This is a genomic window from Nonomuraea cavernae, from assembly GCF_014646355.1.
In the GTDB taxonomy this organism is placed as follows: domain Bacteria; phylum Actinomycetota; class Actinomycetes; order Streptosporangiales; family Streptosporangiaceae; genus Nonomuraea; species Nonomuraea cavernae.
Map to the genome: position 1 here is coordinate 78665 of NZ_BMNH01000014.1, position 17746 is coordinate 96410.

Below are 17746 nucleotides of genomic sequence, written 5' to 3' on the forward strand. Positions count from 1 at the left end.
CGGTAGCGCTGTGTCGACGCCGAAGCCTCTCAACCTGCCGTTCGATCCCATCGACCGCGCTGCTCAGACCTGGCGTGCCCGCTTCGGACCCGCTTCCGCGATGGCCGCCGTCACCTCGATCATGAGAGCGCATCAGATCCTGCTGTCGCAACTTGACTCGCTCCTGAAGCCGTACGACTTGACCTTCGCCAGGTACGAGGCTCTCGTGTTGTTGACCTTCAGCAGAACCGGAGCGCTCCCGCTGTCGAAGATCGGGGAGCGGCTCATGGTGCATCCGACGAGCGTCACCAACACGGTCGACCGGCTCGAACGCTCGGGGCTGGTGCGCCGGCTGCCCAATCCGCGCGACGGACGCGGCGTGCTCGCCGAGATCACCGACGCCGGTCGCGACGCCGTACGGCAGGCGACGGACGACCTGATGGCCGCCGATTTCGGGCTCACCATGTACGACGAGGACGAGCTGCGGCGGATGTTCGACCAGTTGCGCACACTACGGGTGGCGGCGGGCGACTTCACGATGCGGCAAGATGAGGAGCATGGCGGACTTCTCTAGGCCCGGATCGCTCTACGGAGCGATCGATCTGGGCGCCCGTAAGCAGGCACTGGAGGCGCAGGCCCGGCGTGAGAGCGGAGGGCCGCAGGCGGCCTCCTCAGCCTTGGTCGTCGACGTGACCGAGGAGACCTTCACGACCGATGTCATCGACCGGTCGATGACCGTGCCCGTCGTGCTCGACCTGTGGTCGCCGCGGGCGCCGGGCAGTGCCCAGCTCAGCCCCGTGCTCGAGAAGGTGCTCGGCGAGACCGGCGGCAGGGCCGTCCTCGCGAAGGTCAACGTCGACGCCAGCCCGCAGATCGCGCAGGCCCTGCGCGTGCAGGCGGTGCCGACCGTGCTGGCGATCTTCCAGGGGCAGGCCGTCACCGGCTTCCAGCAGGTGCTCCCCGAGCAGGAGGTGCGCCGCTGGCTCGACGAGCTGATGGCCGCGGTCGAGCAGTTCTACCAGGCCAACCCCGACGCCAGGCCGGCTCCGCAGGCCGGCGAGGAGGCGCCGCCCGAGGCTCCTCCGGCCGATCCCGACCTGGTGGCCGCCGAGCAGGCGATCGACCAGGGCGACCTCGACGCGGCCCAGGCCGCCTACGAGAGACTGCTGGCCCGGGCGCCGGGCAACGAGGACGCCAAGATGGGCCTCGCGGGCGTCGGCCTGATCAAGCGCACCGCCGACGCCGACCCCGACGACGTGCAGAGGCGCCTCGCCGACCCGGCCGACCTCGACGCCCAGCTGCTCGCGGCCGACCTCGAGATGCTGTCCGGGGCCGTCGACGAGGCGTTCGACCGGATCGTCGCCGTGGTCAAGCGCACCTCGGGTGACGAGCGTGACAAGGCCAGGCGCCATCTGCTCGGCCTGTTCGACGCGCTTCCCGCCGAAGACCCGTCCTTGGCCAGAGCACGTAGAGCTTTGTCGAGCGCGCTGTTCTAACCTGGGAGCATGCGGGTCGTCACGATCTCCGCGACCTACGGCACGGCGGGCAGCCTCATCGGCCCCGCGGTCGCCGAGCGGCTCGGTGTGCCCTTCGTCGACCGGGCCATCCCGAGCGCGGTGGCCGAGGAGCTCGGCTGCTCGCTGGAGGAGGCGCTGGCCCATGACGACCGGGCCGAGCACGGCCTCGGCAGGCTGCTGTCGGGTGCGGTGCGGCTGCCGACGGTCACCTTCGGCGGCATCGACATGTACGTCCCGGGCGTGTTGCCGCACGCGCCCGAGGACTTCGTCCACCGCACCGAGCGCGTCCTCCGCGAGACCGCCCGCGTGCGGGGCGGCGTCTTCCTGGGCCGGGCCGGGGCCATCGTGCTGGCCGGCCATCCCGGCGCGCTGCATGTGAGACTCGACGCACCGCTGAAGCGCCGGGTGCTGCAGACGGCCACCCTGGGAGACCTCGGCGAGCGTGAGGCCCGCCGGCTCATCGAGGACAACGACCGCGCCCGCGCGGCCTACGTGCGCCACTTCTACCGGGCCGACCCGACCGACTCGTGCCTCTATCACCTGGTCATCGACAGCACCTGCATTCCCGTTCCCACGTGCGTCGAGCTCATCACGACGGCGGCGGAGGCGCTGGGCTGACCGGATTCCCCCCTACGATAGGAGGACTTCTTGGTCAGGCCCGAAGGAGCGATTGAACGTGGCGACCGTCCCGAGTGTGTCGTACTCCATCACCGTGCGGCTGGAGGTGTCGGCAGGCGGCAAGGCCGTCAGCCAGCTCACCCACGCCGTAGAGTCGGCAGGCGGCGTGGTGACCGCCCTCGACGTCACCAACGCGGGTCACGAGCGGCTGCGCATCGACGTCACCTGCGCGGCCCGGGACACCGACCACGCTCAGGCGATCGTCGACCAGCTGGAGGGCGTCGACGGCGTCGTCATCCACAAGGTCTCCGACCGCACCTTCCTCATGCACCTCGGCGGCAAGATCGAGATGGTGTCGAAGGTGCCGCTGCGCAACCGCGACGAGCTCTCGATGGCCTACACGCCGGGCGTGGCGCGGGTGTCGATGGCGATCGCCCGCAACAAGGAGGACGCCCGGCGGCTGACCATCAAGCGCAACACGGTCGCCGTCGTCACCGACGGCTCGGCGGTGCTGGGCCTCGGCAACATCGGTCCCGAGGCGGCGCTGCCGGTGATGGAAGGCAAGGCGGCGCTGTTCAAACGCTTCGCGGGCATCGACGCCTGGCCCATCTGCCTCGACTCGCAGGACGTCGACGAGATCGTCCGCACGGTCCAGCTCATCGCGCCCGGCTTCGGCGGCATCAACCTGGAGGACATCTCCGCGCCCCGCTGCTTCGAGGTCGAACGGCGGCTGCGCGAGCTGCTCGACATCCCGGTCTTCCACGACGACCAGCACGGCACCGCCATCTGCGTGGTCGCCGCGCTCACCAACGCGCTGCGGGTGGTCGACAAGTCGCTGGCCGACGTCCGCATCACCATGGCGGGAGCGGGCGCGGCGGGCACGGCGGTGCTGCGGCTGCTGCTCGCGGCCGGCGCGCGCGACGTGATCGTCTGCGACTATCTCGGCGCCGTCCACAAGGGCCGCGACGACCTCGACGACTCGCTGCGGTGGATCGCCGACCACACCAACTCCGAGGGCTACGCCGGTGACCTGCGCGGTGCGGTCAAGGACGCCGACGTGTTCGTGGGCGTCTCGGCGCCGGGCATCCTGACGGGCGACGACATCGCCACGATGGCCCCCGACGCGGTGGTGTTCGCGCTGGCCAACCCGGAGCCCGAGGTGTCTCCCGACGACGCCCGCGAGCACGCCGCCGTCGTGGCCACGGGGCGCTCCGACTACCCCAACCAGATCAACAACGTGCTGGCGTTCCCCGGGGTCTTCCGCGGCCTCCTCGACGCGCAGGCCACGGAGGTCACCTCGGAGATGCTGCTGGCCGCCGCCGGGGCCCTGGCCGCCGTGGTGACGGCCGAGGAGCTCGGCCCCAACTACATCATCCCGAGCGTCTTCCACCCCGACGTGGCCACCGCGGTCGCCGCGGCCGTCCGCGAGTCGGCCGGTGGCCGTGCCCGCGGCTTCACCGAGGCGTGATCCTCGCCCGGTGATCCGCGCTGCCGGGCGGGCACGAGCCGGGCCAGATGGAGCCGTACCACCACAGGATCCCGCCGGTGAGCAGCAGAGCCACCGCGGTCGCGAGCTTGGCGATGAGGGCGAGCGGCGGGCCGGTGTGGGGCAGTGACTGGCGGCGCCACCCCTGCGGACAGTCGTTCTTCGCGCGGGCCGAGCCGATCAGGTCGCGCGAGCCCTCCACCGAGTACGCCCTGATCCGCACGGTGTCGCCTTGGTCGACGGTGATGTCCTGCCGGACGGTGTCGTGGCCGTCGACGGTCCCGCTGATCACGGTCGACGAGCCGGCCCGCAGGTCGAACCTGGCCGGGTGCCGGGTGCGGTTGCGCAGCGCGACCGAGACCCGTCCGCTGCGGCAGCTGATCCGGTCGACCGACATCGTGAGGGGGTCGTCGGAGTCCGGCCACGCCCCCGCCCTGGCGGGCAGCAGGAGCATCGCGGCCAGAGGCAGGACGGCCACGATCAGGACGGCCAGGCTGAGACGGGTTGCGGTGCGCATGAACGGGCTCCACGACGATGCAGGACTTTGCTCCGTATAGTGCCCATTTGACTGCATAGCGTAACGTGTGTGGAGTGGGGGAGCGGGATCGGCGGTTGACCCTTCATGATGGATATATGGCGGAAGCGATCTACGTTGGCGGGTTGTTGGTGGCGACGCCGCTTCTCGACGACCCCAACTTCCGGCGTAGTGTCGTACTGATCCTCGAACACGACCTCGACGGCGGCACCCTCGGGGTGGTGCTCAACCGGCCGAGCGAGATCTCGGTGACCCAGGTGCTGCCGGTGTGGGATCCGCTGGTGACCGGCCCTCCGGTGCTGTTCGAGGGCGGCCCGGTGCAGACCGACAGCGCGCTGGCGCTGGCGGCGGTGCCGAGCGGGGCGGAGCCGCTCGGCTGGCGCCGGCTGCACGCGGGCACGCCTGCCGTCTCGCGGCTCGGCACGGTCGATCTCGACGCGCCGCCCGAGATCCTGCAGGGGGAGATCGCGCAGATGCGCATCTTCGCCGGCTACGCCGGCTGGACCTCCGGGCAGTTGCAGAGCGAGATCGCCGAAGGCGCGTGGTACGTCGTCGACTCCGAGGTGGGTGACACCTTCCACACCGATCCCGGCTCGCTGTGGCGCCACGTGCTGCGGCGGCAGGCCGGAGAGCTGGCCTTCGTGGCGACCTGTCCCGACGACCCGACGCTCAACTAGGCGTCCCTGTGTGAGCCGTCCCGATCCACCGTGTCCCTTTCCGCGGTGTTCGAGTCCGGGGTGTTCGAGTCCGGGGTGTTCGGGTCCGTGGGGTTCCAGTCCGCGGGGTTCAAGTCCGGCCGCATGAGGCCCTCGGCGAGCTCGATGGTCTCCCGCATCCGCCGGACGATCTCGTTCAGGTCGGCGACGTCGTGCAGGGGGCACTCGAAGCCGACGCGCATGGTCGACATGGCGAACGCCACGATGAGGCGGGAGAGCCGGTCCGAGTCGGGATCGACGCCCCTGCGGGCGGCGATCTCGCGGACCAGGGCGTGTTCGGTCTCCGCGACCTTGGCCACCGAGAGCCCCACGAGGCGGGGATTGTCGTCGAAGATCCGGCGCAGCTTCAGGAATCGGGCGGCGTCTTCGGGTGTTGAGTCCTCCATGTCACGAGTCACCGCGCGCAGTGCGTGTGACAGCGACGTGAAGGGAGGCTCGTCCGTGGGACGGCCGCGCAGGGTGTCCATCATGATCTCCACGCCCTGGTCGTGGAACCCGAGCACCAGGTGGTCCTTCCCGGTGAAGTAACGGAAGAACGTGCGGGGGGAGATCTCGACGGACCCCGCTATCTGGTCGACCGTGGTCGAGTCGTACCCTTGTTCGAGGAACAGGTCGAGCGCCGCGTCGAGGATCGCCAGACGCGTCCTGGCCTTCTTGCGCTCCCGGAGCCCCATGGTCGTCACTCCCTCGAAACCTGTCTGTCACAGTGTGCCATAAGTCATGAAACGACGAATAAAATCGAGTTGTAATATGTCACCGACTGACATAGATTACCCGGCGGTTACGTGACTTTTGCCCCACTGTGGGGCGTGTGTGTTGAGGGGGATATTTCATGGCTCACGCGACGGTTGACGCGCCGTCGTCGCCGGGCCCCGGTAGAACGGGGACCGGCGGCAACCCATGGCTGGTGCTGCTCGCGGTCAGCCTCGGCGTCATCATGGTGATGCTCGACGGCACCGTGGTCGGCATCGCCAATCCGGTCATCCAGAAGGATCTGGGCGCCTCCTTGGCCGACCTCCAGTGGGTCACCAGCGGCTATCTGCTGGCCCTGGCGGTGTTCCTGATCACGGCGGGCAAGCTGGGTGACCTGTTCGGCCACAAGCGCGTCTTCCTGATCGGCGTGGCCGGCTTCGCGCTCACCTCGGTCGGCATCGGTTTCAGCGCCGAGCTGGCCGAGATCGTCCCCGGCGTCACGCCGGTGGGCGCGCTGATCGGCCTGCGGGTGCTCCAGGGCCTGTTCGGCGCGCTGCTCCAGCCCGCCGCCCTGGCGTTGCTGCGCGGCGCGTTCCCCGGCGAGAAGCTCAACCAGGCCATGGGCGCGTGGGGGGCCATCATCGGCCTGTCCAGCGCGGCCGGCCCGATCGTCGGCGGCGTGCTGGTCGAGAAGGTGAGCTGGGAGTCCGTCTTCTTCATCAACGCGCCGGTGGGCATCATCGCCCTGGTCATGGGCTTCCTCCTGATCAAGGAGCCCCGTGTGCAGACGCTGGCGCGCATCGACTGGGCGGGCGTGGTCCTGCTGTCCGGCGCGATGTTCGCGCTGGTCTGGTCGATCATCAAGGCGCCGGAGTGGGGCTGGGGCGACAGCACCACGATCGGCTTCCTGGCCGCGTTCGCGGTGCTCATCGGGCTGTTCATCTTCTGGCAGAGCCGGGCCAAGCAGCCGCTGGTGCCGCTCTCGCTGTTCAAGAACGCGTCCATCTCGATCGGCGTCGTGCTGATGACGATGGTGACGTTCGCCATGTTCGGCGCGATGTTCTTCCTCGGCTTCTTCTTCCAGGGCGTCCACGGGCTGAGCCCGCTCGACGCCGGCCTGCGCATGCTGCCGATGAGCGCGGGCATGATCGTCGCCTCGCCGCTGGCCGGCATCCTGCTCGGCCGGCTCGGCCCGAAGATCACGATGACCGCGGGCCTGCTGATCACGGCTGTCTCGATGTTCCTCATGTCGCAGCTCAGCATCGACGCGACCTTCGTGGAGACCTCCATCCCGTTCGTGCTGCTGGCGTTCGGCCTGTCGCCGGTCTTCGTCGGCGCCACCGAGATCATCGTGGGCAACGCCCCGATCGAGCTCAGCGGCGTCGCGGGTGGCGTGCAGCAGTCGGCCATGCAGGTCGGCGGCGCCCTCGGCACCGCGATCCTGGGCGCCGTGATGGCGGCCGAGATCTCCACCAAGCTGCCCGGCTACCTCGGCCCGGCGGCCCAGGCGATCCCGCCGGACCAGATGACGCTGCTGGAGAAGGCCGCCGCCTTCGGCGGGCTCCCCGAGGGCACGCCCGAACAGCTCGTGCAACTGGTCGGCCCGGCGGTCAACAACGCCTTCATGGACGGCATGCACCTGGCGTTCCTGGTGAGCACGGCGGTCGCGCTGCTGACCGCCGGTCTGGCCCTGTTCGTCAAGTCCGGCCGCAAGACGGAGGGCCAGCCGGTCCACCTCGGCTGACCCGCCTTCCCGTACGGCTCTCGCCCTGGTGGCGGGAGCCGTACCCCTGTTCGGGGGAGGGCGCGCCAGCGGGAGCGGTCGCCGGCGGGCATAAAATCGGTGAGGTGAGCACGAAGATCCTCCCTCAGCAGGAGACCACGCCGCAGACGTCTCACGGTGACGGCGACCACGAGCGGTTCTCCCACTACGCCGACAAGCACAAGATCACCGAGAGCATGGTGACCGGCACACCCATCCGCGCCCTGTGCGGCAAGATCTGGGTGCCCAGCCGCGACCCGAAGAAATACCCGGTCTGCCCCGAATGCAAGGAGATCTACGAGGGCCTCCCTCCGGGCGGCGGCGAGGGCGACGACCAGAAGCAGTGAGTGTTGGTGCCTGGCGATCATCCCAGATATGACTACGGTCAGTAATCAGACCTGCTCATATCGTTACGGGGGATCGTATGACCAGGCGCGCGACCGCTGTCTCTCTGGCATGCCTGTTCACGGCCACGCTCACGCCGCCGCTCCGCGCGGACTCACCGGCGTTCGCCGCGTCCGGCTGCGTGACACCGGGCACGGCCCACCGGCATCGTGACGATCCGCGCGGGCCTGAGCCGGGGGCGCCACAGTCCAGCGACGTGGCCGCGGTGCTCACCGAGATCGACACGCGGCTCGGCGGGGCGCCGCCGCCGGCCACGGTGACGGTGCCGCTCTGGGTGCACATCCTCACCGACGGCGTCACCCGGGTCCCCGACCGCTCCATCAAGGCGCAGCTCCAGGCCCTCGCCGCCGCCTACTCCGGGCGCCTGGGCGGAGCCGCCACCGGCGTCGCCTTCCGGCTGGACGGCACAGACGTCACCGAGAACGCCGCCTGGTTCACCGATCCGGTGACCAACGAGACGCAGATGAAAACGGCCCTGCGCAGGGGCGGGCCCGAGACCCTCAACCTCTACATCGTCCAGCTCGACTACCGGGTGCTCGGCTTCTCCACCTACCCCTATTGGTACCCGAGCAGCCCCGTCAGCGACGGCGTGGTCATCGACTGGCGCACGATGCCCGGCGGCCCGCTGACCGACTACAGCCTCGGCTACACCGGAGTCCACGAGATCGGCCACTGGCTGGGCCTGTTCCACACCTTCGAGAACGGCTGCGTCGAACCGGGCGACGGGGTCGACGACACGGCGTCGCAGGCGGGTCCCACCAAGGGCTGCCCGCAGTTCAAGGACACCTGCGAGGGCGGCGGCACCGACCCGATCCACAACTTCATGGACTACGCCCACGACCGGTGCATGCGGGAGTTCACCCGGGGCCAGGCGGTCCGGATGCGCCAGATGTGGACGGTCTACCGCGACCAGGCGGCACGCGCGGCGGTGTGAGCGGGGACCGCGTCTAGGATGTCGGCGTGACAGCAGCGAAGCCAGTCGACACTCCATACAAACCCTCTGGCATCTTCGGCCCCGCGTACCGCACGGCGACACTCGGCATCCTGCTCGTCATGACGCTGGTCGCCTTCGAAGGCATGTCCGTCGGCGTCGTCATGCCGGAGATCTCCGAGCAGCTCGACGCGCTCAACCTGTACGGCGTGAGCTTCTCCGCGTTCCTCATCGCCAGCCTGTTCGCCAACGTGGTGTCGGGCCTCTGGGCCGACCGCCACGGCTACGCGATGCCGTTCCTGATCGGGATGGCGCTCTTCGTGGCCGGCATGGCGCTGGCCGGCGCGGCCACCGGCAGGGAGATGTTCCTGGTGGCGCGGGCCGTCCAGGGGCTGGGGGCCGGATGCACGATCGTGGCGATCTACGTCATGATCGCCCGGGTCTACCCGCCGGACGTCCGGCCCAAGGTCTTCGCGGCGACGTCGGCCGCGTGGGTGGTGCCCGCGATGGTCGGCCCGGCCGTCGCCGGGTTCGTCGCCGATGAGTGGGGCTGGCGCTGGGTGTTCTACGGCATCGTCCCGCTCGTGGTGCCCGCTCTGGTGATGCTGCTCCCGTCGCTCGGGAAGCGGCCGGACGAGGAGGACCGGACCCGCTCGTCGGGCCCGCGTTCCCGGCCGCTGCTGATGACGCTGGCCGCCACCTCGGCCGCCGGGGGAGCGGGCGTGCTGCTCTACGGCGTCGACGAGTTGCGCTTCTCACCCCTGAAGAGCGCCATCATGGTGATCGTGGCCGCGGCCTTCCTCGTGTACGGGCTGATCAGGCTGCTTCCGCCGGGCGCGCTCCGGTTCGGCCGGGGCCTGCCCACCACGATCATGATGCGCGGCCTGTTCTCGGCGGCCTTCTTCGGCGTCAACTCGTTCATCCCGCTGGCCCTGCAGTCGGTCAAGGGGTTCGGCCCCACGGCCGCCGGCATCGCCCTCACCACCGGCGCCCTCGGCTGGTCGACCGGGTCCTACCTGCAGAGCAGGCGTGAGGTGGAGCCGTACAAACGGATGCGACTGGGCGCGGCCTGCGTCGTGGCCGGCGTGCTGCTGACGATCCTGTCCGTGGTGCCCGGGATCACGGGGTGGGTCGCGGTGCCCGCCTGGATCGTGGCGGGCCTGGGGATGGGCCTGGGCATGGCCACGGTCAGCGTCACCGCGCTCAAGCAGTCGCCGGTCAACGAGCAGGGGGCCAACAGCGCGGCGTTGTCCGTGACCGACATGCTCGGGTCGGCGCTGGCGCTCGGCATCGGCGGCGCGCTGATCAACGTGATCGGTCACACCTCGGCGGAGATCGCCGTCGGGTTCGTCGTGATCTGCTGCCTCATGGCCGCGGTGGCCCTGGCGGCCACGCTCCTCGCGTCCCGCGCCCGCTGAGTCCCGCCCCCGCAGGATCCCGCTGCGTCCCGTGCCTCTGAGCCGCTCGTACGCCGAGTCCTCGTACGTCGAGCGTGATTCCGTACCTCCTGTCACAACGATCACGGATTCCCTGATCGCAGCCCCAAGGAGTGATAGGACAGCGGGACAGGGAGGTGTCATGGAGGATGATCGCCGCGTCTGGCCCGTGGGTCCCGGCCCCAGGCGTCGCCGTCCTCCCAAGGCGCCCAACCCGGTGTGGGACGAAGAGGAGCCCGACGCCGACTGGCTGAGCCGCCTCCCGGACGATGACGACGAGGCATGGAACCCTCAGATCAGGCGGACGGCCGCCCTCGGCATCGAGCGCGATGACGCGCGCCCGTCCTGGAAGTCGCTGCCGCCCTCCGCCCGCCTCTACGGAGCGCCCGCCGACCCCGGCCTGCCGAGACGGGCCAGGGGGCGCGTCTGGCGCCGCCGCCTGGCCGCGTTGCTCGCCCTGCTGGCCGCCTCCGCCCTGGTCACCGCAGTGGTCGTGACGGTCCAGCGGCTCGCCGAGCCCCGGCCCGAGACCGGGCGGCTGCTGCACGACTCGCTGGCCGGGGTGTCGATCCCGCTGCCTGCCGGATGGCGCCAGGACGCGGTGCCCCCGGTGACGGGGTTCACCTCGGTCGCCAGGGACGAGGCCGGCTCCCTGGTGATGGCCAGGCCGGTGGCCCTCGACGACGCCCGGCAGGACACGGTGGAGGCCGCCGAGCTCTACTCACGCCTGCTGCTCAAGGGCGACCGGGTCAGCGTCGTGGAGGACAGGGAACTCTCCCAGGGGCACACCCGGGCGCTGCGCGCCGAGTATCAGGATGTGGTCAACCGGCCGGCGTACCTCCGGGTGATCCTGCTCACGCGCGGCGAGCGGGCGGTGCTGCTGGTCGGCCTGCTCCAGCCCGAGGAAAGCGCCCGCAGGCAGGTGCTCGACGGCCTGATGGCGAGCGTGCGATGAGCCATGTACGGTCATTAGCACGCGACGGTGACATTGGCCAGGATTCGCGGTGCACGGCACGTCTTGTCGGTGGCCCCGATTACTCTTGGGTCACTGTGAGAAAGCGAAGCACACCAACCCCAGAGGTGATGCGGTGAGCACCTTCGCCGCGTCCCACCTGTCGCCTTCCTATCCCGACCGTGCCGCGTGGGGCACCGCCCCCAAGTTGCGGGCCTGGCAGCAGGAGGCGTTCGACCTCTACTTCAGCCGTGAGCCGCGTGACTTCCTCACCGTGGCGACGCCCGGCGCGGGCAAGACCACCTACGCGCTGCGCATCGCGAGCGAGCTGATCGCCAATGGGGTGATCCGGGCGATCACCATCGTCACCCCGACCGAGCACCTCAAGCGTCAGTGGGCCGACGCGGCGGGCAAGGTCGGCATCAGCATCGATCCCGAGTTCAAGAACAGTCAGGGGGCCACCTCCCGCGACTACATCGGGGTCGCGGTGACCTATGCCCAGGTCGCCATGCACCCCGCCCTCCACCGGGCGCGCACCGAGGCGCGCAAGACGCTGGTCATCTTCGACGAGATCCACCACGCGGGCGACGCCAAGTCGTGGGGCGACGGCATCCGCGAGGCGTTCGAGCCCGCCGCCCGCCGGCTCCAGCTCACCGGCACGCCGTTCAGGTCCGACGACAACCCGATCCCGTTCGTCGGCTACGAGGAGGACGTCGAGGGCCTCAAACGCAGCGTCGCCGACTACTCCTACGGCTACGGCCCGGCGCTCGACGACGGCGTGGTCCGGCCGGTCATCTTCCTGGCCTACTCCGGTGAGATGCGGTGGCGCACCCGCGCCGGCGACGAGATCGCCGCCACGCTCGGCACCCCGCTCACCAAGGACCAGCTCTCCCAGGCCTGGCGCGCCGCGCTCGACCCCAAGGGCGACTGGATCCGCCAGGTCATGCAGGCGGCCGACCGGCGGCTCACCGAGGTCCGGCGAGGGGTGCCCGACGCGGGCGGCCTGGTCATCGCGACCGACCACGAGACGGCCCGCGCCTACGCCCGCCACCTGCGGGCCATCAGCGGCGAGGGCGCCACGGTGGTCCTGTCGGACGACCCGGGGGCGTCCAAGAAGATCAAGGGTTTCGCGGCGTCCCAGGATCGCTGGCTGGTGGCCGTCCGCATGGTGTCGGAGGGCGTCGACATCCCACGCCTGTGCGTCGGGGTCTACGCCACCTCGACCTCCACCCCGCTGTTCTTCGCCCAGGCCGTCGGCCGCTTCGTCCGGGCACGCAAGCGGGGCGAGATGGCCTCGGTCTTCCTGCCCTCGGTGCCGACCCTGATGGGGCTGGCCAACGAGATGGAGGTCGAGCGCGACCACGTCCTCAACCGCAGGCCGCCCGAGGACGGGCTCGACGACAGCCTGCTGGAGCAGGCCAACCGCAAGCAGGACAACCCCGATGTCCTGGGCGACGAGCTGCCGTTCGAGACCATGGAGACGTCGGCGACGTTCGACCGGGTGCTGTTCGACGGCGGCGAGTTCGGCACCGGGGCCGAGGTGGGCTCGGCCGAGGAGGAGGACTTCCTCGGGCTGCCGGGCCTGCTGGAGCCCGACCAGGTGGCGACCCTGCTCCGCAAGCGCCAGTCCGATCAGCAGGCGGCCAAGCGCAGGCAGCCGGAGGCCCCGGCCACCACGCTGGCGCCGCACGAGCAGATCGCCGAGCTGCGGCGCGAGCTCAACGGCCTGGTCGGCGCGTGGAACCATCGCACCGGCCAGCCACACGGCGTCATCCACTCGGAGCTCCGGCGGGCGTGCGGCGGCCCGCCGATCGCCCAGGCCACCGCCGAGCAGATCCAGGAACGGATCGACAAGATCCGCCAGTGGGCCACCCAGCGGCGCTGACGATCGCACCGGCCGCGGGGGACGGCGGCGGGCACGCCGTCCCCCGATCTCGCGGCGGTTCATACGCGTTCGGTCACACCATCGTGACGATTTGATTGGGACGGGCGGGAAGCGGTAACAACCACTTTGGCTGTTGCTGAGCGGAAGGGCGTTGCCTATGTCGATTGGGGCCACGGGCAAACCGACGTTAGTCGTCACCTCCGGTCTCGTCCCCAACGCATCGGTCCTCCGTCTCGAAGGCGAGCTCGACGTGTACGTGCTGCCGCTGCTGCGCGAGCACCTGCGCCGGATCTGGGAGCTCCCCGCGACCCCGTTCATGATCGTCGACCTGGGCGAGGTCGGCTTCTGCGACTCCATGGGGGTCAACGCGCTGGTCGAGGCGATGCAGGAGTGCGAGGCCCGGGGCACCCGGCTGCTGCTGGGCGGGGTGCGCGGGGTCATGGCGCGGGTGCTGTCGATCACCGGTCTGCGCAACGCGTTCGAGGTGTACGACGACGTCGACGAGGCGCTGGGCCTGGCGATGACGAGCTAGCGACCCGGCCCGGGCCCCTGACGGACGGCTGCCGAGGACGTCTCGTGACGGGCCGCGACGCCAGGGATGCGCCGCCCGGTGCGGCCGTCGACCGGCACGTACCGGCCCCGGTCGTCGAGCGGCACCAGCAGTGTGGCGGCGCCGCGCTCGACGCGTACGGGCAGTGTGCGGGGCCGGTCGGCCGGCAGGGGCGTCCCGCGGCCGATGTTGTGCTCTCTGCGGCGCTCGCCCTCCTCGGGGCCCTCGCGCACCCAGACGCGCAGCTTCCTGCCCTCGGGACGCACCACGACCCTGGCCGTCGCGCACTCACCAGGGGCGGCGGCCCAGGACAGGGTCAGGCCGTCGTGCCGGCCGTTCAGGCGGGCGGTCTCGGGCACCGGCCGGCGCTCCGCGCACACCACGCGTTCGGGCACGTGGGGCATGTCGTGCGCCACGACCTCCAGCGGCGAGGGGGTGTTGACCGCGATCGTCGCGGCCTCCAGCGCCGCCACCGTCAGGAGAGCGCCGAGCCGGGCCGCATGGCGGCCCCGGACGAGAATCCAGAGGCTGAGCGGGCCGAGCACCAGCCAGGCCAGACCGAGGGAGGCCAGGCCGAGGGAGTAGGCGGGCATGACACCTCACACGAGGACGAGGACAGGTGAGTCTCCGTCCTACTCCGGCGGCGTGGCGGCCCGGCGACTCCTTGGTCATCATCTGACCGCGCGCCCGCCAGGCGTTTACGCGTCAGCCGACGATGGGCGCCCCGTGCAACGTGACACCGGCGGCGTCGAACTCGGCCACGGCCGCGTCCGTGGTCGCCCGTGACACCCCGGCCGTGAGGTCGAGCAGCACGCGCACGGCCAGCCCGTTCTTGACGGCGTCGAGCGCGGTGGCCCTGACGCAGTGGTCGGTGGCGATGCCGACCACGTCGACCTCGTGCACCTTGCGCTCGTAGAGCCAGATGCCGAGGCTCACCCCCTCACCGGAGGATCCCTCGAAGCCGCTGTAGGCCGCCGAGTGGGCGCCCTTGCTGAACACCTCATCCACCGCGCCGAGGTCGAGCGCCGGGTGGAAGTCGGCGCCCGGGGTGCCGACGACGCAGTGCGGGGGCCAGCTGGCCACGTAGTCGGGCCGGTCGGAGAAGTGGTGGCCGGGATCGACGTGGTAGTCGCGGGTCGCCACCACGTGGTCGTAGCCGTGCGCCGCCACGTGCCGGGTGATCGCGGCCGCCACCTCCGATCCGCCCGTCACCGCGAGGCTGCCGCCCTCGCAGAAGTCGTTCTGAACGTCGACGATGATCAGCGCGGTGCCCATAGGCAGCACGATACGTCAGGCGAACTCGGTCGGGATCGCCGCGTAGCCGCGCGCGAGGTGCAACGCCTCAAGGGGGAGCAGCGCGACCGCTTCGGCGTGACGCTCGCGGGCGGCGGAGAGCGGCTCCGCGCCGACGGTGCGGCCGTCGCGCACCAGCTCGCGCAGCAGCGGGACACCGCCTTCCGGCACCACGTCCGAGGTGGTGATCAGCTCGGTCTCGGCCCGTCCGTGCTCGTCGAACAGCCGGTACGCGCGCTTGCGTCCGCCGCGCGACGGCTTGCCGACCGAGCGCTTGGCGACGGGCTCCATCCGGCCCCCGGCGGTCTCGCGGGCCACCATCTTGTAGACCAGCGCCGCCGTGGGCACGCCCGACCCGGTCACCAGCGAGGTGCCCACGCCGTAGCCGTCGACGGGGGCCGCGGCCAGGGCCGCGATGGCGTACTCGTCGAGGTCGGAGGTGACCAGGATGCGGGTGTCGAAGGCGCCGACCGCGTCGAGCTGCTCGCGCACCTCCTGGGCGGCGGCGCCGAGGTCGCCCGAGTCGATGCGGACCGCGCCCAGCTTGGCGCCGACCAGCTCGACCGCCGTGCGGACCGCCTCGGCCACGTCGTAGGTGTCGACCAGCAGCGTGGTGCCGGGCCCGAGCGAGGCGACCTGGGCCTCGAACGCGGCCTTCTCGGAGTCGTGCAGCAGCGTGAACGCGTGCGCCGCCGTACCGGCCGTGGGGATGCCGTAGAGGTGGCCGGCCATCAGGTTGGACGTGGAGGCGAAACCGGCGAGGTGGGCGGCGCGGGCGGCGGCGACGGCGGCGCGCTCGTGGGTGCGGCGCGAGCCCATCTCGATGAGGGGGCGTCCGCCCGCCGCGTTGCGCATCCGGGAGGCGGCCGAGGCGATCGCGCAGTCGTGGTTGAGGATCGACAGGATCAACGTCTCCAGCAGCACGGACTCGGCGAACGTGCCCTCCACCACCATGATCGGGGAGGCGGGGAAGTAGAGATCGCCTTCGGCGTAGCCGTGGATGTCGCCGGAGAACCGGTAGTCGGCGAGGTAGGCCAGGGTGGATTCGTCGACCACCTGGTGGTCCCGTAGAAAAGTAAGCTCTTCGTCACCAAAACGGAATCGTTCCAGCTCGTCGAGCACCCGCCCGGTGCCGGACACGACGCCGTACCGCCTGCCACCGGGCAGATGCCGGGCGAACACCTCGAAGACCGCGCGCCTGGAGGCGGCGCCGCTGCGCAGCGCGGCCTGCAACATTGTCAGCTCATAGTGATCTGTCAGCAACGCGGTGCTCATGGTCGTCGTCACGACTCGAAGACTACGGCCGAGGTAGGGCAGGATGGTGGATGTGGGTAGCACCGCTCCAATCGCCGTCGAGCGTCCGTCAACGGACGTCCGGCCCGATCTGCCATGGGTGACGATCGTCTGGAACGACCCGGTCAACCTCATGTCCTACGTGACCTATGTCTTCCAGACCGTCTTCGGCTACACCCGCGAGAAGGCCGAGAAGCTGATGATGGACGTCCACCAGAAGGGCAAGGCCGTGGTGTCCAGCGGCACTCGTGAAGAGATGGAACGCGATGTGCAGATTCTTCACTCCTACGGCCTGTGGGCGACGCTCCAGCCGGATTCGGTCAAGTGAGGCGGCACGCGTGAGCTCCGGATTCTCTTCAGGTCGCGGCGGGGCCGTCGTCGCCGACTTCGAGGCGGCGGAGGTCTCGATCCTGCGCTCGCTCGTCACGCAGGTGCTCGGGCTCGTGGCACCGGGCGAGACGGGTGACGATCCGCTCGAGCGCGCGCTCGGCATCGGCGCCGCGGGCGGCAAGGCGCCCGACGACCCGGTGCTGGCGCGGTTGTTCCCCTCGGCCTACCAGGACGCCGACGAGTCGGCGGAGTTCCGCCGCTACACCGAGGCGACGCTGCGAGACGGCAAGCGCGCCGACGCGCAGACCATGCTCGACACCGCCCGGCCGGGGCGCAGCGAGCTCACGCCGGAGCAGGCCCAGGCGTGGCTGCGCTCCCTCAACGACGTGCGGCTGGCGCTCGGCACCAAGCTGGAGGTGACCGAGGAGATCCACGACGAGATCGCGATGATGTCCGAGGACGACCCCCGCTACCCGGCCTACGTGACCTACGACTGGCTGACCTACCTCCAGGACACCCTGGTCCGGGCCCTCTGGTAGCTTCCGGGGCATGCTGACGATCCCGCAGGAACTCGTGGACAAGATCGTTGCCCATGCGCGGGCCGACCACCCCGATGAGGCGTGTGGCGTGATCGCCGGACGAGACGGTGTCCCGGAGCGGTTCATCCCGATGGCCAACGCCGAGCGGTCGCCCACCTTCTACCGCTTCGACTCGATGGAGCAGTTCCACGTCTGGCGCGAGATGGACGAGCGCGACGAGGAGCCCGTGGTGATCTATCACTCCCACACGGCCACCGAGGCCTACCCCTCGCGCACCGACGTGACCTACGCCTCCGAGCCGAACGCCCACTACGTGCTCGTCTCGACTCGTGACGAGGACCAGGTGGAGTTCCGCTCCTACCGGATCCTGGACGGCGAGATCACCGAGGAAGAGGTAAGGTTTGTCCCATGATGGTCCGGCCTGTGCAGAGTTATCGTTTCGCGCACACTCCGGCTGTCGTCCTCTACGACTGTCGTTGAGCTGGAATTTCGCACCCAGCCATCGGTGTTGCCGCCGATGAACGACGACCTGATCCGAGGAGACTGACCGCGATGGCCATCGAGGTTCGCATTCCGACCATCCTCCGTAACTACACCGACGGCGCCAAGGCCGTCGACGCCGAGGGCGCCACCCTCGACGAGCTCATCAGCAACCTGGAGTCCCGCCACCCGGGTCTCAAGGAGCGGCTCGTCGAGCAGGGCAACCTGCGCCGTTTCGTCAACGTCTACGTCAACGACGAGGACGTCCGGTTCCTCGGCGGGCTCGGCACGCCGGTGTCCGACGGCGACACGGTGACCGTGCTGCCGGCCGTCGCCGGCGGCTGAC

At 70.3% G+C, this 17746-nt stretch carries 21 protein-coding genes; 16 read left to right on the forward strand and 5 right to left on the reverse strand.

Going from position 1 to position 17746, the window contains the following annotated elements:
- The first annotated feature begins 10 nt into the window (after positions 1 to 10).
- Genes IEY82_RS22300 through IEY82_RS22315 form a run of 4 tightly spaced genes read left to right on the forward strand, consistent with a single transcriptional unit; the run spans position 11 to position 3582 of the window.
- Positions 11 to 553, forward strand: a complete 543-nt coding sequence (locus IEY82_RS22300) for a MarR family winged helix-turn-helix transcriptional regulator (RefSeq protein ID WP_189126135.1) — start codon at positions 11 to 13, stop codon at positions 551 to 553.
- Positions 537 to 1475, forward strand: a complete 939-nt coding sequence (locus IEY82_RS22305) for a tetratricopeptide repeat protein (RefSeq protein WP_189126136.1) — start codon at positions 537 to 539, stop codon at positions 1473 to 1475. The genes IEY82_RS22300 and IEY82_RS22305 overlap by 17 nt, the downstream gene beginning before the upstream one ends.
- A gap of 9 nt (positions 1476 to 1484) precedes the next feature.
- Entirely contained in the window at positions 1485 to 2114 is a 630-nt protein-coding gene (locus IEY82_RS22310) for a cytidylate kinase-like family protein (RefSeq protein ID WP_189126137.1), read from the forward strand.
- 58 nt (positions 2115 to 2172) lie between these two features.
- Entirely contained in the window at positions 2173 to 3582 is a 1410-nt protein-coding gene (locus tag IEY82_RS22315; protein WP_189126138.1) for an NAD-dependent malic enzyme, read from the forward strand.
- On the opposite strand, the gene IEY82_RS22320 is transcribed toward IEY82_RS22315, so the two are convergent.
- Positions 3569 to 4117 carry a hypothetical protein gene (locus IEY82_RS22320; RefSeq protein WP_189126139.1) on the reverse strand — a complete coding sequence of 183 codons (549 nt, stop codon included), beginning with the start codon at positions 4115 to 4117 and terminating at the stop codon, positions 3569 to 3571. The genes IEY82_RS22315 and IEY82_RS22320 overlap by 14 nt on opposite strands.
- Before the next feature lie 116 nt (positions 4118 to 4233).
- On the opposite strand from IEY82_RS22320, the gene IEY82_RS22325 reads away from it, so the two are divergent.
- Positions 4234 to 4812, forward strand: a complete 579-nt coding sequence (locus IEY82_RS22325; protein WP_189126140.1) for a YqgE/AlgH family protein — start codon at positions 4234 to 4236, stop codon at positions 4810 to 4812.
- Here the strand turns inward: IEY82_RS22325 and IEY82_RS22330 are convergent.
- Positions 4809 to 5525: a TetR/AcrR family transcriptional regulator gene (locus IEY82_RS22330; protein WP_189126141.1), complete on the reverse strand. Its 717-nt coding sequence runs from the start codon at positions 5523 to 5525 to the stop codon at positions 4809 to 4811. The two genes, IEY82_RS22325 and IEY82_RS22330, sit on opposite strands and share 4 nt — an antisense overlap.
- Before the next feature lie 158 nt (positions 5526 to 5683).
- On the opposite strand from IEY82_RS22330, the gene IEY82_RS22335 reads away from it, so the two are divergent.
- The 7 genes from IEY82_RS22335 to IEY82_RS22365 all read left to right on the forward strand — a co-directional run bounded on the left by IEY82_RS22335 (position 5684) and on the right by IEY82_RS22365 (position 13447).
- The gene (locus IEY82_RS22335) at positions 5684 to 7288 is read left to right on the forward strand and encodes a DHA2 family efflux MFS transporter permease subunit (RefSeq protein WP_189126142.1); all 1605 of its coding nucleotides are present in this window, start codon (positions 5684 to 5686) and stop codon (positions 7286 to 7288) included.
- 104 nt (positions 7289 to 7392) lie between these two features.
- Positions 7393 to 7653 carry a DUF3039 domain-containing protein gene (locus IEY82_RS22340; RefSeq protein WP_189126143.1) on the forward strand — a complete coding sequence of 87 codons (261 nt, stop codon included), beginning with the start codon at positions 7393 to 7395 and terminating at the stop codon, positions 7651 to 7653.
- Between the two features lie 77 nt (positions 7654 to 7730).
- The gene (locus tag IEY82_RS39935; RefSeq protein WP_189126144.1) at positions 7731 to 8645 is read left to right on the forward strand and encodes a zinc metalloprotease; all 915 of its coding nucleotides are present in this window, start codon (positions 7731 to 7733) and stop codon (positions 8643 to 8645) included.
- A 26-nt stretch (positions 8646 to 8671) separates the two neighbouring features.
- Positions 8672 to 10060: an MFS transporter gene (locus IEY82_RS22350; RefSeq protein WP_189126145.1), complete on the forward strand. Its 1389-nt coding sequence runs from the start codon at positions 8672 to 8674 to the stop codon at positions 10058 to 10060.
- A 160-nt stretch (positions 10061 to 10220) separates the two neighbouring features.
- Entirely contained in the window at positions 10221 to 11033 is an 813-nt protein-coding gene (locus IEY82_RS22355) for a hypothetical protein (protein ID WP_189126146.1), read from the forward strand.
- Between the two features lie 133 nt (positions 11034 to 11166).
- On the forward strand, positions 11167 to 12915 hold the full coding sequence (locus IEY82_RS22360) for a DEAD/DEAH box helicase (protein ID WP_189126147.1): 1749 nt from the start codon (positions 11167 to 11169) through the stop codon (positions 12913 to 12915).
- A gap of 157 nt (positions 12916 to 13072) precedes the next feature.
- Complete coding sequence (locus IEY82_RS22365) at positions 13073 to 13447, forward strand: STAS domain-containing protein (protein ID WP_189126148.1); 375 nt, start codon at positions 13073 to 13075, stop codon at positions 13445 to 13447.
- On the opposite strand, the gene IEY82_RS22370 is transcribed toward IEY82_RS22365, so the two are convergent.
- From IEY82_RS22370 to IEY82_RS22380, 3 genes are all read right to left on the reverse strand, one after another.
- The gene (locus IEY82_RS22370) at positions 13444 to 14058 is read right to left on the reverse strand and encodes a hypothetical protein (protein WP_189126149.1); all 615 of its coding nucleotides are present in this window, start codon (positions 14056 to 14058) and stop codon (positions 13444 to 13446) included. The genes IEY82_RS22365 and IEY82_RS22370 overlap by 4 nt on opposite strands.
- Before the next feature lie 112 nt (positions 14059 to 14170).
- Complete coding sequence (locus IEY82_RS22375; RefSeq protein ID WP_189126150.1) at positions 14171 to 14740, reverse strand: isochorismatase family protein; 570 nt, start codon at positions 14738 to 14740, stop codon at positions 14171 to 14173.
- A gap of 15 nt (positions 14741 to 14755) precedes the next feature.
- Positions 14756 to 16033: a nicotinate phosphoribosyltransferase gene (locus tag IEY82_RS22380; RefSeq protein ID WP_189126232.1), complete on the reverse strand. Its 1278-nt coding sequence runs from the start codon at positions 16031 to 16033 to the stop codon at positions 14756 to 14758.
- Positions 16034 to 16076: 43 nt separating this feature from the next.
- Here IEY82_RS22380 and clpS point away from each other — a divergent pair, with 43 nt between their 5' ends.
- The 4 genes from clpS to IEY82_RS22400 all read left to right on the forward strand — a co-directional run bounded on the left by clpS (position 16077) and on the right by IEY82_RS22400 (position 17745).
- On the forward strand, positions 16077 to 16379 hold the full coding sequence (clpS, locus tag IEY82_RS22385; protein WP_263648343.1) for an ATP-dependent Clp protease adapter ClpS: 303 nt from the start codon (positions 16077 to 16079) through the stop codon (positions 16377 to 16379).
- Between the two features lie 10 nt (positions 16380 to 16389).
- Positions 16390 to 16920, forward strand: a complete 531-nt coding sequence (locus IEY82_RS22390) for a DUF2017 domain-containing protein (RefSeq protein ID WP_189126152.1) — start codon at positions 16390 to 16392, stop codon at positions 16918 to 16920.
- A gap of 10 nt (positions 16921 to 16930) precedes the next feature.
- The gene (locus IEY82_RS22395; RefSeq protein ID WP_189126153.1) at positions 16931 to 17332 is read left to right on the forward strand and encodes a M67 family metallopeptidase; all 402 of its coding nucleotides are present in this window, start codon (positions 16931 to 16933) and stop codon (positions 17330 to 17332) included.
- Between the two features lie 140 nt (positions 17333 to 17472).
- A complete protein-coding gene (locus IEY82_RS22400) occupies positions 17473 to 17745 on the forward strand; it encodes a MoaD/ThiS family protein (protein WP_189126154.1) in 273 nt (90 codons plus the stop codon).
- Position 17746 lies beyond the last annotated feature (1 nt).

Coding starts and splice junctions, on each gene's coding strand:
- IEY82_RS22355 (WP_189126146.1), top strand. CDS start 10,221: ATGGAGGATGATCGCCGCGTCTGGCCCGTGGGTCCCGGCCCCAGGCGT.
- IEY82_RS22325 (WP_189126140.1), top strand. CDS start 4,234: ATGGCGGAAGCGATCTACGTTGGCGGGTTGTTGGTGGCGACGCCGCTT.
- IEY82_RS22400 (WP_189126154.1), top strand. CDS start 17,473: ATGGCCATCGAGGTTCGCATTCCGACCATCCTCCGTAACTACACCGAC.
- IEY82_RS22330 (WP_189126141.1), bottom strand. CDS start 5,525: ATGGGGCTCCGGGAGCGCAAGAAGGCCAGGACGCGTCTGGCGATCCTC.
- clpS (WP_263648343.1), top strand. CDS start 16,077: ATGGTGGATGTGGGTAGCACCGCTCCAATCGCCGTCGAGCGTCCGTCA.
- IEY82_RS22395 (WP_189126153.1), top strand. CDS start 16,931: ATGCTGACGATCCCGCAGGAACTCGTGGACAAGATCGTTGCCCATGCG.
- IEY82_RS22365 (WP_189126148.1), top strand. CDS start 13,073: ATGTCGATTGGGGCCACGGGCAAACCGACGTTAGTCGTCACCTCCGGT.
- IEY82_RS22380 (WP_189126232.1), bottom strand. CDS start 16,033: ATGAGCACCGCGTTGCTGACAGATCACTATGAGCTGACAATGTTGCAG.
- IEY82_RS22320 (WP_189126139.1), bottom strand. CDS start 4,117: ATGCGCACCGCAACCCGTCTCAGCCTGGCCGTCCTGATCGTGGCCGTC.
- IEY82_RS22370 (WP_189126149.1), bottom strand. CDS start 14,058: ATGCCCGCCTACTCCCTCGGCCTGGCCTCCCTCGGTCTGGCCTGGCTG.
- IEY82_RS22305 (WP_189126136.1), top strand. CDS start 537: ATGGCGGACTTCTCTAGGCCCGGATCGCTCTACGGAGCGATCGATCTG.
- IEY82_RS22310 (WP_189126137.1), top strand. CDS start 1,485: ATGCGGGTCGTCACGATCTCCGCGACCTACGGCACGGCGGGCAGCCTC.
- IEY82_RS22335 (WP_189126142.1), top strand. CDS start 5,684: ATGGCTCACGCGACGGTTGACGCGCCGTCGTCGCCGGGCCCCGGTAGA.
- IEY82_RS39935 (WP_189126144.1), top strand. CDS start 7,731: ATGACCAGGCGCGCGACCGCTGTCTCTCTGGCATGCCTGTTCACGGCC.
- IEY82_RS22375 (WP_189126150.1), bottom strand. CDS start 14,740: ATGGGCACCGCGCTGATCATCGTCGACGTTCAGAACGACTTCTGCGAG.